Genomic DNA, 14,839 nt, shown 5'->3' with positions numbered 1-14,839 from the left:
ACAGAAATGCTAACGTGCGGACGTCCATTCCTTATTCAAACTGCGATATGTCTGATCCACAAACACACACACCAACCCTTTCAAAAACATGGCTTGCGCACTTTGATGTGTTGAGGCTTAGGGCCACCATGCGGGAATTTCTACCGCTGCTGATCTTGGTCCCCAGTTTCATCGTCATCGCGGAAATCACCGTGCAAGCGTTAACGGACCGGCCGTCAGCCATGCTCAGCGGATACGCCAACTTCAACAGCTTGGTGAACGCACATTATGTGCCTTACCTGATTCATCGGGTCGGTGCCTTTTTCACGTTGACGTTCATGGTCGGATCGATCTGGTTGGTGGTGCGCAACGTGTTTTGGCACAATCCTTTAGACCCGCTCAGCGCCCAAGTGGTGCGCGCGCTCAAAACCTTGATTGAGCCCGGCCGGATCGTGCGCCTAAGCCTGTTTGTCGTTTTGTTCGTCCCGTTCATGACCGCCTTCGTTTCGTTCAAATCCATTATCCCGTTTATCGACCCCTTTTCGTGGGATAGCACTTTTGCCGCCTGGGACAGAACCCTTCATGGAGGCATTGACCCTTGGCGCATCACGTGGGCAGTTTTCGGTTCTGACACGGGCACGGCGTTCATCGACTGGGTTTACGGCACCTGGTTTGTGGTGATCTTCTCCGCACCGTTTGCGTGCTTGTATTTCGACCCCAACCCTGAACGCCGCATGCGTTTTATTGTGGCGCATGCTTTGTTGTGGATTGTCTTGGGCGCATTTCTTGCCGCTGCATTGGCTTCGGCAGGGCCTTGTTATGTCGAAGCCATCCACGACGATGATTTTGGCCTCGCCCCTTTGATGGAGCGTCTCTACGCGCTCCATGCCAAAGAGCCCCTGACCGCAATTGTGCTGCAAGAAAGCCTGTTACAAGCCTTCCAGGGCATCAACGGTCAATTTGAGGGTTTGTCGGCCATGCCGTCCTTACATGTGGCGCAAGTCGTTTTGTTGGCTCTGCTGGCAAAGTCCTATCACCGTGTCTTTGGCCTTCTGGCCTGGGGGTACGCCGGCCTGATCATCGTCGGGTCGGTACATTTGGGTTGGCACTATGCGTTGGACGGTTACGTGTCGGCCCTTTCGACAATCGCGCTCTGGTGGGCCTTGGGGAAAGTGCGCTTTAGCGTTCCTGCATCGCCGTCGAGAACGACCCAATAAAAGGCGATGCCATATAGTCCATCACCGAGCGAGAGCCCGTGACGATGGAACACATCACCTGGACCCCGGGCACCAAACGATAGGTTTCGCCACCCGAGCGGAAGTGATCACGATCCGTCTTGATGCGAACCTTGTAGTAGGTGCTGCCGTCTTGTGTTTCGACTGTGTCGGGACTGATATGGGACACTGTACCGTTCAAGTGATCAAAGCGCCCACCATCCGCCGAAGCCAGCTGCACGCGCGCAGGCTGACCCACATGGACGTAGCCCACGTCTTGGGGGGGAAGCTGAGCCTCAACCACCATGGCGTCTCCCATCGGCACCACATCAACGACGGCACCACCCGGCTGGATCACACCGCCCCTGGTCACAACATGAAGGGTCATCACCACACCTTCGACCGGTGATGTGAGGACGGAGCGCTGGAAACTGTCTTCGAACTTGCGCACACGGTTAGTGAACTCTTCCAAAGACCGTTTTTTATCATCCAGTTCCTGGCGCGCCTCAATCCGAAAACGGTTTTCGATACCTTCCTTGCTCAGACGCTCTTGCTCAATAGCCGCAGCCAGGCGTTTTTCTGCCGAAGTGTCTTCAGAAATCATGCCTTCTAGGTTTGCGACTTCTTTGAGCAAGTTCAGGTGGAGCATGCGGTTGGTGAGGTCGTCTTTGAGCAAGTCTTCACTGATGGCGACCTGTTCTTGCAGCAACGTGAGCTTTTCGCGCGTGTTGGCCAGGCGCGCCTGAATTTCACCGCTTTCGTTCAAACGCTGTTCGATCAAAGCGACCTGACCCGCCAGATCGTTTTCAAACTGACGCTTGCGGTTGTCATACATGGCAACGGCTTGACGTGCGGCGATAGAATGTTCGGCTTCAAAACCTTCGGGAAAGACAATCTCGGTATTGTCCACTTCGGCCTGCAGGCGGGCAATATCGGCGATGAGAGCCGTCATGCGTACGCTCAACTCTTGCACGTCGGCACCGCTGGCTGTGGCTTCCAAGGCGACCAAAGGCTGTCCGGCCTTCACCCGGTCGCCTTCACGCACCAAAATATCGGCGATGATGCCACCTTCCAAGTGCTGCACGGTTTTAACTTGGGACGATGGCACGACTTCGCCTTGGGCAAAGCTGACCACATCCAAGCGGCCGACAAACGACCATATGAAAAACAGGAAAAACGCACCAATCATGGTGATCAAAAACAAGTGCGTTTCGCGGCTGATGTCCAATTCCGGTTTTTTCATGTTAAGCGCTCTCCTGCCCTGCGGGTTGCGCACTCGTCGTGGGGGAAGGCGTGCCGTTTTGTTCATTGCGTTGAAGCACCCGCGGCACAGGCTTGGAGTTCAGATCCAAAATATACTTCGCACCTTTGATGATGTTCGGATCGTGTGAAAACGCAATAATCGTGCAGCCTTTTTTCGACAGGGTACTCATCAACTGTCCAATTTGCTGGGCGCCTTCACTATCGAGGCCCTCTAATGGCTCATCCAAAATCACCAAACGGCCGTCAACGGCCATGGCACGGGCCAAGGCCAATCGCCGACGAATCCCCACGGGGAGATTCTTGCCACCACCGCGCAAGGCCATTTCGAAACCTTCGCGCGACGCAGCGAAGAACTTTTCCAAGCCCGCATCGCGGATAACGGAATTGAGGTCTGCCTCGCTTAAATCCGGGTTGAACGCCAAGATGTTTTCTCGCACCGTGCCGGAGAAAAAGCTGGGCTCTTGCGGTAAATAAATGATCTGACGGCGCCACCATTCCGGTGCGACCTGTGCCAAATCCACGCCATCAACCAAAATTTGCCCGCGCGATGGGATCAACAAACCCGCCAGCAGGCGCGACAAGGTCGTTTTCCCCGCCCCGTTGGTCCCCGAGACGACAAACAGCGCACCGGGTTCTAATCGCAGGTTGAGCGATTCAAACAAGGGGGTCGGCTGCCCCGCATAAACGAAGGCCACATCCTTGAACTCCATGCCGCCTTTGTAATTGCCCAGGGCCGAGCCCTGCTTAGATTCTCGCGGAAGCTTAATTAAATTTTCCAATGTGGTGCGGGCCGTGTTCGCGGTGGCCATGACGCTGGCTGTTTGTGTGACACGGATAATCGGCGCCAACGTTCTGGCCGCCAAAATATTTGCTCCGATCAACAAACCAACGTCCAAGTTTCCCGACACCACCAACATCCCCCCCGTGGCAATGATGGACGTGGACATCAGTGCCTGGATTCCTTGGGTGAAGTTTTGAGAGCGCCCCTGGCGCGTCGCAATTGTGGCGCGAATTTCAGCCAAAGCGTCTTGTGTTTGACGCCAGCGTTTGGTCAAAAAACCTGCGCCATTAAATGCACGCACCGTGTCGACGTCCATAATGGCTGAATCCAACAGGCCCTGACGCGTGCTCATTTGGCCCTGCAACGCTTCGGTCGGAGATTTCATTGCCCCTAAGCTTAACCACCCCAGCACAATTACCAATATGACGAAGATCACCGCAACCCCTGCCAAAGGCGGGCTTAACAAAGCCAAGGCCAACAAAAAGACCAGAGAGAACGGCAAATCCAAGTACGCCGCCATGTTGGGCGCGCTGTAAGCCTGTTGAACGGCGTCAACGGCCCCCGCGGCTTGACGCTTTTGCCCCGCGCTCATCCTCGCCATAACATCCGCCTGGGCTTGCGTCAGGCTGTCATAGGCGGCTTCGGCATTGCTGCGGTCGAAGGGTTGCGACAAGGCGTTTGCGATGGTGAGGCGGATTTGGCGAAAGGCAACTTCGAAGGCGATGGCAATCAACACGCCGGCCGTCAACGTAAACAGGGTGGAATCCACCCCATGGGCGACATACCGGTTAAGCACTTGAATAACAAACAGCGGCGAGGCCAATGCCAACAGATTGGCGAACAGCGAAGCCGCAGCCAACTCAACGGTAACGGAGGGGTAAGCTTTCAAACGGATGAAGAGTTCGCGCACGACAACTCCCGCTAAGTAAAAGAAAAAACCGCCTTAGGGGACATACTTTAGCATGCTTACTGGATCACGGAAGTGTCCAAATGGCCCATCACATTCATCAAGGTGAGTTTGGCAATGGCAACATCGGTTTCCGCCCGATCCGCCGCAGCCAATGCGTTGATGTGAGCCGTTTCGCCAGACAGCACGTCAATCAAGGAGCGCTGGCCCAAAGTGCGTTCTTTACGGGCCAATTCCAGGAATTCTCCAGCGATGTTCGCTTGGTTACGCAAGAAGTCAGCGTTATCGATCGCCGTTTCCAATGCTTGCCAAGCGTTGCGGGCCTGCTCTTCGATGGTGTCGCGGGTATCTTTCAAACGGCTAGCCGCAGCCGAGTGGCCGTGTTTGGCAGCCTGCAAGGTGTTTGAAGCGGTCCAGCCAAAGTTGAAGTCAAAAGTCGCTTCAAGCTTAAGCATATGCTCGGTTTTATTCCCTGCCGTGCCGGACACGTCTTTTTTCTTCTTGGTTTCGGCAATGGCCTCAACCGCCGGACGATAACCGCTGGCAAAGCTGCTGCTCACGTCAGCATCCGCGATGTCGGCAGCAATGGCTTGAACCAACACCTGCGGATTGTTTTTCAAGGCCAAATCCACGATCTCACCTTCCGTTTGGGGCAGCGATAATCCAGCCAAATTCGGAATTTCCAAATCATCCACACTATCGGGGATGAAACCGAAGACCGCGCGATAGCGGTTGAAAGCCTGCTTCAAAGCACCTTGGGCACGCACGCGGGCGGCTTGGGCACCGGCCAATTGCGTTTTGGCTTGCAAGACGTCTGTCGAAAAACCGGAACCGCGCTGCACACGCGCGTCTTCCAGTTCGGTTTGACGCTTGATGGAGCTTTCGGAACTTTCCTGATGGTCCAGGACGCGTTTGGCACTGGCGAGGTTGAGTTGAGCACTCAACGCTTCAAGCAGCAATGCCTGACGAGTCTGTTCCAATGTCGCGAGGGTTTGGTCCACCGTGAGCTTTGAGCTGTTCACAGCGGCGTCGGTCACGCCGAAATCAAACACCTTTTGGGTCAAAGTCAGATCGACTTCTTTCGCCATCATCGATGTTTCAGTTTGGGTGCTGCCTTTGTTGCGGGTGGCGATTTTCTCGCTGCCCCAAAGGGCCGTGGTGCTCAAAGTTGGGAAGTAATCCCCCTTTGACACTTCCAAGTTGGAGCGCGCCTGTGCGACATCGGCTTCAGCCGCACGAATACGTTCGTGCGTCGCCATTAAATCCGTAATTTGGTCCAAAAGCGGCCCGGCTTCTGCGTGTGCAGATAGCCCAAGAACGAAGACACTGCCCAGCAGCGTTCTTTTGAACAATTTCAAGGTATTCACGACAGACCCTAACCACACCAATGAGGCACTCTTGGCCTCAATATATTCAGTTACCTTCCGTTAATAAAGAACAATCCCTAACAAAGTGTAACTAATTATAGAAACTCGGTTTTTTTGAGTTTTGTGCAGCCTAGCTATGCATTTTCAGAGTGGATTCGCATCAGAAACCAGCGAACGGTCTGGGCCTAAGCAGACATCACGATATCCGTTGCGGCAACGGAACCGCCGTTCGATGAAAGATCCGCGATTCCGATTTGTGCGCCGGTGCCGTTGCCATCGGCATCGTAATACAAAATATGGGTCGAGGTATCGAAGATATAATAATCGTTACTAGCTGCAGCGACAGCGCCCGAACCCGATACAAAGTGAATGCTATCCAACGTGCCGGCGTTATTCGATCCGCTAAAGGCGGTGCTATCAAAACTGAACTTATCCGCTCCCGAGGTGAAATCCGTGATCGTATCTTGGCCGTGGCTTGTACCACTGTAGCTGAAGATATCGGCCCCACCATTACCGGTTAAGGTGTCAAAGCCAGCCCCACCGACAAACGTATCCACAGCAGAACCACCCACCATGGTATCGGCATAATTACTGCCGACAAACGTCGTTGCCGTTGAAGTTTGACCCGTTACGCTAATACTGTTCGTGGCACTGCTTCCCGTGATGGTCACGGTTTCGAAATTGGTGAATTTTGCATCGTAGTCCGAAAGATCAAAAGCGGTCGAGCTCGCGACTTGGACAGACAAGGAATCTGCGCCGCCAGCCCCCCCATCTAACAAGCTGAAGCTAGAGGACGTAAACATGTCCGCATCAGCTTTGAAGGTGTCATCACCGGTGCCGCCATAGATTTTGTTGTAGGACCCGCCATAAACATGGATTTGATCGGCTTGGTTCGACGCCGTGAAGTCGTCGTACTTGTCAATTTCAAGTTTATTGTGCTTGGTGGATCCGCTGTCGCGAACATAGACCTCTTCATCGTCGAAGTAGACATACAGAGAATCGGTCACGTTGGTAGAGGCGTGTGAGTATGTAAACGTGTCATTCGACGAATCCGATCCGCCTAAAAACTCCCACCCATCCGTGAATTCGTTGATGAAAAAGTCATCCGCGCCGCCATTCCCCAAAATTTTGCCGCCATCGCCCGTCTGAGCAAACGTCAGATCATCGTCACCCCCGTTGGCAAAGAGGATTTGGTCCCCCGCAGTGATCGTGTAGGATTCAGCGCCATCCGTTAAAGCAATGCCATAAGCGGTTTGTCCCGCAGAAAGGGCAGAAAGCTTAAGAATGTCTCCGCCTTCTTCAGTTGCGTACGTATTGGTGCCGAAACTGTTCACGGTGACGTTGGACAACAAGAATTTTGAAATGCCGGTGTAGGAAATTTCCGCAAAACTGTTCCCACTGCCAGAATAGTTTCCCCACACGATCATAGAACCGGACGTTGTCGTGTCCGCAGTAATCTTAAACTTCATATCCACCATGGTGTCGAGCGACATCTGGTTTGAGCCCCCAGCATCGTCTTCAATGGTGTAATCGCCACCTGCAGAATAACCTTCCCAGTGGAAATAATAGTTGGTGTTGGCGTCCCCGCCTTTTTGGTAGTGGCCGCCATCGGGCATCGTATAGGTTTGGTCGAAGTCGGTTTCCACATAATCGTCATCCGTGGAGACTTTGGTTTTGTTTGTGGTGTCCTCCTCAGCTGAACTGGAGTTTGCCCCTGCGCTACTTCCACTCGATTGCGTTCCGCTGGCAAAGGTGTTTTCTTCAGTTTCAGATTCCGTTTCACCAAAGCTCGAGAAGAAATCTGAATTGCTGTCAGAACCGGTATCACCTTCATTTTGGCCCGCGTTTTCACCGTCTTCTTCTGTCTTTTCCTCATCCTCTTCAGATGTTTTGTCCGCCTCAGAAGCTGTCGCGTTGGCCTGAAGCTGTTGTTCAACCTCGAATTGATCAACCGCTTTTTGCGCAGCCAGCATAGCTTCTTCCGGGGTTGCGCCATTGGCTAGTGCTTCTTCGTAAGCCGCGCGGGCCGCCAGAACAGCAGGGTCGTTGGGGTCGTATTCGTCGCCTCCCGCCTCCATAGCGGCACGGGCTGCGGCTTCAAAGGCATCTTCCTCAGAACCGCCAGACGCTATGGCCTCTTCAAATGCCCCCTGAGCGGCTTGGTCGCCAGCATCGGGACCGCCATCTTGTGGGTTGTTTGGCCCGTCTTGTTCGCCTGAGGCTTCAGCGGGTTCCACAAACTGTTGTTCAAGTTCGGGGGCAATTTCACCTGTTTGTTCAAACTGCGTAAACATCTGCTTTTGCAGTGCAGCATCTTTGACCACAGCTTCTTGAAACGATTTGGCCTGGGCTTGTTGTTGGAACGCTTCTTGTGCCTGCTGTTCAGCCAGTTGAGCTTGTTCGAATTTCGCCTGGGCTTCGGCTTTCAAGGCTTCGGCTTCTTGCGCCTTTTGTTGCGCGGCTTCGGCTTCGGCTTGGGCTTGGACTTCGGCTTCGGCTGCGCGGGCTTCGGCTTCGGCGGCGGCGGCTTCGGCTTCAGCTTTTGCGGCGGCGTCTTGTTCGGCTTCTGCCGCGGCTTTTAGGGCTTCGGCTTCGGCTTGGGCGGCTTCGGCCTCGGCCTGAGCAGCCTCGGCATCTGCTTCGGCTTGGGCAGCTTCGGCTTCGGCGTCAGCTGCTTGTTCTTCGACTTGTTCGGCTTCTTGTTTTTGTTGCTCGGCTTGGTCTTGAGCTTCGCGGGCTTCGTTTTCAGCTTGCTGCGTTTTGTTTTCGGCATGCTTGGTTGCAATGTTGGTCAGGTTCACCATGGCACCGCCGAAGGTGCTCAACACTTCCGCCGGGCTCAACGGCACAGGATCACTCACAAAGCCGTCACCGATGTTCACAGAGCCAAACGGCGTGTTCACAGTTTTGCCGCCAATAACCACTTCACCAACGAATTTGGAGCCGGGATCGGGCATCAAAACGAACGAGTCCACCGGGCCGGGCGCTTGGGCCAGTTCAGCCCCATCACCTGTCGTCGTACCGGCGGCAAAAACGGCAAGACCTTCGGCGTCGGCCGTTTCTTCTTCGACACCGGTTTTGCCGATGCCGGACGTGCCGCGAATACCGATGGTGGTTTTTGGGGTGTTGATGACCATAGCGTCGGGGTCGACCTTAGCCGATTGGCCGCTGACAAACGAGAACACGCCCTTGACCACGGTGGTTTCAAACACCCCCGTTTGCGTGTCCGGGTCATAGACCATTTCATCCATGACCATGCGTCCGCCCGCTTCGAGCGAGAACAGCGTGTCATCCGCAAACACAATACCGACGTTGCTGGCATCCGCCGTTTCGATGACATCGCCTTGAAAAATCGGATCGCCCTGGCCCAAGGTCACTTGGGTGCCGTCGACGCGGGTGGCGTTGACCGTCCCGGTAATATCGTTGACGGAGCCGATTGATTCACCAATGGTGTCCGTTGTGACCGTCGGTTGAGCCCCAATCCCGATCTGAGCGGTTTGCGCAGGCGCCATGGGACCGGCCAGTTTTCCGGCCAAATCCGCAGAAATCATGCCCGCATCGCCCAAATTTAGGGCCGGGGGTGTATCGCTGGAAAAGTATTCGGGGATAAAGATGAGGCCAACGTCGGAACCGCCGTCCAAAATCAAGTCATAGCCATCGCGCACGAAGTCAGCCGCCAGAAACGCTTCGTCACCGGGCAAAACCAGTTGACCGTCCTGGGCATCGTCGAGCTTGACCAATTTCAAGTTTTCGACACTTGTGTCCAAATGACCCTCTAGGCGGGCGTCCAGATTTTTCTGATCCGTTAAACCGTCCATAACTCATCTCCATTCGTCTGCGTTCTACCGTATCGCTTCTCTTGCGATGTTTTCGATCATACGCAGCACATCCCCACCACGAAGTGATTTTCATCACATATTGCGGAGATTTTAAAGGAAATGAAAGATTTCTCAATGGAAATACAATCACGAGCATTCTTGGGACAACCCAAGATTAAGCCACGAAGTCACCAACGGCGAGCGTGGTGGCGCCAACATCAACTTCCATGTCAGCAACACCATCGTCGTCAATGTCAAATTGGACTACAGATCCAGTCTGTTGCGCCTGAACGGTAAACCCACTTGCGTTGGTGATCGTACCAAGGGTAAACGAACCGCTAGAAATCGAGGAAATATCAATTTTATCCTCGGTCGTGGCAAAATCCGTAATGCTGTCACCGCTGCCAACAACGGAATCTGAAACCGCTGTATACCTAAACACATCCGCCCCAATACCACCTGTCAAACTATCCGCACCGCCACCGCCGGTAATGGTGTCGTTGCCTGCATTGGTCGAAATGACGTTGGCATTTGCATCGCCAACAATCGTGTCTTGCCCAGCCGCACCGTTGACGGTTTCAACACTGGTGATCGTGATGCTGTTGGTCGCAGAAAAGAGGTTCAACGTATCGGCCCCATCCCCTAAATCGACCGTGCCGTTCATCGCAGCACCCAAAGTCACGTTGTCGGCCCCGGTGCCACCCGTAATGCTTTCGGCATTGGATATGGTGACGGTGTTCCCGCCATCGCCCAAGGTCACGCTGTCGGTGCCCAATTTCGTATCGATGGACAGGCCCGATTGTGCATTGGTGATCGTCAGACTGTCATCACCGTCACTGGTTGAAACATTTTCGACATTGGTCAATGACAATGTGTCCGAGCCATCTTCCAACGTAACCGTATCCGTGCCGCTGCCGCCGGTGATGGACTCCATACCCCTGACCTTAACGGTGTTGTCGGACGCGGTGGACATGGTGAGACTATCTACGCCCGAGCCGCCATCGACTTCAGCGTTGTCCCCGACGGCCCACGCCGTCGCAGTGGTGATGGTATCGCTTGCCGTACCGCCAATGATCTCTTCGACATTGTGGAAGGTTTCGGTGTTGGCGAAGTCGCCTAACTTGACCGTATCCTTGCCAGCGCCCAGATCTGTGTTCGCGGTGCTGAGCGCGGAACCAAACAGAACGATGTCGTCTGCGTCACCGCCTGAAACAACAGCATCCGTCACTTTGACCATGTTCGTATCCGCAGCTGTCCCGCTCAGGCTCACAACGTCATTGCCGCCATTGCCAATCACCGACAGGCCGAGCTGCCCTGCAGCAATGTGGAACGTGTTGTCACCCGCATCGCCGGTCAATGTGGCATGACCGACCTTATTGCCCGTTTCGTCATAACGCTGCGCCATAACATCGCCATCGGTTCCGGTGTGCCATGTGACGATAAAGCCACCGTCCGCCGTTTCTGCAACGTTGGGGCGCGATTGCGTGTTGGTGGTCGTGGTGTTGACTTGGAAATCGTTGCCTTGCCCAGCACCCGCAGCATCAAAGATGCGTGCATAAACGTTGCCGGACGTCCCGTCTTCCCACGTGGCGACGAACCCGCCGCCTTCCAACGCAGCAAGGCGCGGTGTGGCTTGGTTTCCTGCCGTTGTAGAATTGAGAATGAGTTCAGAGCCGACCGTCGCTCCGGCATTGGTGAAGATTTGCGCGCCGATGCCGTAAGTCCCGGACCCAGCTCCATCCACGTTATTGGAGGTATACGCAATCACGAAGTTGCCGTTTTCCAGCTCCACCACATCGGGATAAGTTTGATCCAGAGTGCTGTGGGTGTTGACCTGGAAGCCTGTGTTCAAGGGGTTGTGGGAATTGTCGTAAATCCGCCCTCTGATAGAATAGGAATCGCCGTCTAGAGCATTATCGTCATGCCAAGTCACGACATAACCGCCATTGTCCAAATCCGTGATTTCCGGCGCGCCTTGAGAGCTTGTTACATCGTTATTGATGACGTACTCACCGCCGGTTTTATTGCCGGATAAATCGTAACGCTGGGCCACAATTGCCGAACCGCTGCCATCGGTTGCCGTGTTGCCATCCGCCCAAACGTAAACCAGTTCATTCGTGCCGACTTGTGCAACGGCGGGATGTTCCTGAGACCCCGTCGTGGTGGAGTTCACCACATATTGGGTGCCTCCCATCCCCGTCTCATCATATACCCGGGACACAACGCCCCAGCCGCTGCCATCAATCGTGTCATCGTTCCAAGACACGACAAACCCGCCATCATGCAGCCCCAGAACCTTCGGCACGTCCATAAACTGATTGCCGGTGGCGGCTGTGTTGATTTGGAATTCAGAACCGACAGTGTCACCGCCAGCATCGTAGAGCTGTCCGTAAATTTCGTTGGACCCCATATGGTTGGAATACCAAACCACAACATGACCACCGTTATTCAAGAACGCAATCGCCGAACCGCCTTGCTGGCCCGTGTTGTTGGTGCTGACGGTAAACTCATCGTTTTCAGTGGTGATGGAGACACCGCCATCGGTGAAGGTCAAGCTTTCCACATTCGAAACCGTATCCACACCGTCGGAATCGCCTGAGTTCGTCAGGGTCAAAACCCCGTCGGCATCAAAGCCGTATGTATAGTTGGCCTCAGCCCCCAAAACCGTCAGGTTATCCGTGCCCGCACCGCCATCAATGGTGTCGTTGCCTGCAAACGAATGTAATGAATCATTGGCAGCTGTGCCGATTGAAGTGGCTACGGTCAACATGACGTTATTTGTATTGTATGTCGCGACCAATCCATAACCCGTCGTGAAATCGTGGGTGATCGAACTAAAGGTGCCGCTACCGTAACCATTTGTAGGAAATTCCACGACATGGAAAGTATCTCCCGCGGTTGGGGTATACCCAACAGACTTGAGATTTAAGGTGCCATCTACGACAACAGGATTACTAACTGTAAAGTCCAAGATATCGTAGTTACCCCCTCCTTGAGTCCCTGCCACACTATCAGCACTGGTAACATCAATATTGAGAACCGTGCTGGAACTCATGAGAAAGCCACGGTTATTCCAGGTATCCACAGAACTCATGCTGAGCGTGCCAACGGTTCCATCCGTTCCCGGATTCCAAATCCCATTATAGGTCGTGGATGCACCATTGAACGTTGCCAAGGAAAAGGTCCCATGACCTTGAACAATGCTGCCTGTGCTAAAGATTGGGTCAAGGTTATTTCCAACGCGCCACGTCGTACCGGAAGCAACATCAATGATACCACCAGAATTGTTGGCAATATTTTGTGATGTGACCTGCCCCGCCCCAGTTGCATAGATAATGCCGCTATTGGAAATGTTCGTGCCGAATAAACCAAATTGAGCACCAGCATCAATGTTGATAACACCACCGGAACTGTTCGTGATAGCCGAGTTCAAATTCCCGCCCGTTATATTCAACGTTGAATTGTTGGTTACGGTTGAAGGTGTCGTGATTGTGCCAGCTGTTACTTCAAAGGTTCCGTTATTAACAACAGTTGTCGGCGTAATATTCCCCGCAATACTCAACACCTCGCCCGAAGCAATCGTATATGTGCCCGTCCCCAATGAATTGACGTCAATGGTAAATGTATACGTGCCGCTTGTTGCCGGAGAGGCTTCTGAGTCTGAGGCCGTGAAGCTAAACGAATCATCTGCCGTTGAACCACCGGAGTGAGCATACGCGACGAGATTAGAACCCAAATCCGACTGTGTGAACGTATCGCTCACATTCAATGTAACGTTATTGAGGGTCAAGGTTCCGTATGAGGGGGTCGCTGTAAGCGTATAAGTTATGGTGCCCGTACTATCCACATCCGTCGCACTCAGATGTGTCACCCCACCATTAAACGTAAATGAGCCCGATTCGCTGACGCTATCGTTATAGATGCCGTCCGTCGAAGGTTCCGCGCTGTCGCCCACCGTCGCGCCGCCCAAGACACCATCGTCGGCGTTGGTGCTGGAATCCGTGATCAAACCATTGGACACACTGTCCATCTTCCAATAGCCGATCAGTCCGCTTTCGCTTCCCGTTAAAGCCGAGCTGTAATTGGTGGAGATTTCCGCAGCTGTGCGTGCCACATCCCACATGCGCACATCGGCCATCCAGCCCTTAAAGGCTTCGGTGCCGCGCTGTGTGTTTCCGCTTTCGATAATGCCGCCAAAGGCTGTCGTCACGCTGGCGCTCGTATCGTCGGGTATGGAATAGTCGCCGTTCACCGTGTTCGACCATGAACCATCGACATAGAAACTAGCTTCTGTATTGCTGTACACCACGGCAATGTGATGCCATTGCCCCGCCGTCAAGGCTGTCGTGCTTTCCGCCACCGCAACAGTATTGTGCCCATGCCAAGTAACTGCGCCTTGGCTCGTGCTTGAAAACGAACTGCCGGCTGTCCCGCCAACACCCAACACACCCATGGTATTGACGTTATCATCTTGCTTCGCCATGACGATGTTGGCGGTGTCGAAATCATCAAGATAAACCCAGGCCTCGACAGTACCGGAAGATAAATTGTTGTAGTTGGTGTCAGAGATTTCAACGTAATCGTTCGACCCGTCAAAGGCCAACCCGCTACTGCCGGGCGGGGCTGGCGAGGGCGCTACAAAAGACATCGCCACGTCCGGTGCATCGTTGACGGCCGTGATGTTGAAGCTGACATCGCCCTCATCAGACGTTGCTGCACCATCCGATGCCGTATATGAAAACCCTGCTGAACCGTTGTAGTTTGCTGTCGGGGTAAAGGTGTAATCGCCCGTTGTTGTATCCAACGTGACACTGCCGCCGGTGACAGTCCCCAAGGCATAGGTCAGAGCTTGTGGACTATTATCCGGGTCCGACCCCGTCACGGTCCCCGTGAAAGCCGCTGCATCTTCCAAAATATCAGACAAGATTTCGCTATTCACCGTCGGCGCTTGGTTCGGTGCATCACCATCGTCATCGTCGGTTCCGCCACCGTCGTCATCACCACCTGTGTCGGTGTCGGTGTCGGTACCCGTGTCTGCCCCAGTATCCGTGCCGGTTCCAGTGTCCGGACCGTAATCGGTGTCCGTGCCAAATCCTGTGTCAAATTCGAAATCACCCTCGCCTTGGCCATCTCCGGGGCCATCACCGAGGCCATCGCCCTGGCCATCTCCGAGGCCGTCACCTTGGCCATCACCGAGGCCATCGCCCTGGCCATCTCCGAGGCCGTCGCCCTGACCATCTCCGAGGCCGTCTCCTAAGCCGTCGCCCTGGCCGTCACCTTGTCCATCGCCCTGGTTATCGCCCTGGCCGTCGTCTTGACCGTCGTCTTGGCCCTCATCTGTCGTATCGGCTGTATCTGCCGTATCGGCATTATCGGCGTTGTCAGCGTTGCCGGATTGTTGTTGGACCTCTTGAAAAGTCTGCTCTTGCGCAACAGCGGCTGTGTTTGCAAGCGAACTGAACTGTTGCGCTTGTTGCGCTTGTTGCGCCGCCGTTTGCGCTTCGGCTTGG

6 protein-coding genes are annotated in these 14,839 nt (G+C 54.2%); 1 reads left to right on the top strand and 5 read right to left on the bottom strand.

Features of this window, described 5'->3' with window-relative positions:
* Positions 1 to 128: 128 nt before the first annotated feature.
* A complete protein-coding gene (locus V5T82_RS14815) occupies positions 129 to 1,196 on the top strand; it encodes a phosphatase PAP2 family protein (protein WP_332896439.1) in 1,068 nt (355 codons plus the stop codon).
* On the opposite strand, the gene V5T82_RS14810 is transcribed toward V5T82_RS14815, so the two are convergent.
* The 5 genes from V5T82_RS14810 to V5T82_RS14790 all read right to left on the bottom strand — a co-directional run.
* Positions 1,159 to 2,436 carry an HlyD family type I secretion periplasmic adaptor subunit gene (locus tag V5T82_RS14810; RefSeq protein WP_332896438.1) on the bottom strand — a complete coding sequence of 426 codons (1,278 nt, stop codon included), beginning with the start codon at positions 2,434 to 2,436 and terminating at the stop codon, positions 1,159 to 1,161. The genes V5T82_RS14815 and V5T82_RS14810 overlap by 38 nt on opposite strands.
* A 1-nt stretch (position 2,437) precedes the next feature.
* A complete protein-coding gene (locus V5T82_RS14805; RefSeq protein WP_332896437.1) occupies positions 2,438 to 4,147 on the bottom strand; it encodes a peptidase domain-containing ABC transporter in 1,710 nt (569 codons plus the stop codon).
* A 56-nt stretch (positions 4,148 to 4,203) separates the two neighbouring features.
* Positions 4,204 to 5,511, bottom strand: a complete 1,308-nt coding sequence (locus tag V5T82_RS14800; protein WP_332896436.1) for a TolC family protein — start codon at positions 5,509 to 5,511, stop codon at positions 4,204 to 4,206.
* A 185-nt stretch (positions 5,512 to 5,696) separates the two neighbouring features.
* Complete coding sequence (locus tag V5T82_RS14795; RefSeq protein ID WP_332896435.1) at positions 5,697 to 9,329, bottom strand: hypothetical protein; 3,633 nt, start codon at positions 9,327 to 9,329, stop codon at positions 5,697 to 5,699.
* Positions 9,330 to 9,504: 175 nt separating this feature from the next.
* A partial coding sequence (locus tag V5T82_RS14790; protein ID WP_332896434.1) for a beta strand repeat-containing protein occupies positions 9,505 to 14,839 on the bottom strand: 5,335 nt, incomplete at its 5' end.

Source organism: Magnetovibrio sp. PR-2 (assembly GCF_036689815.1).
Classification (GTDB): Bacteria; Pseudomonadota; Alphaproteobacteria; order Rhodospirillales; family Magnetovibrionaceae; genus Magnetovibrio.
This window is presented reverse-complemented; position numbering and strand designations above follow the sequence as displayed.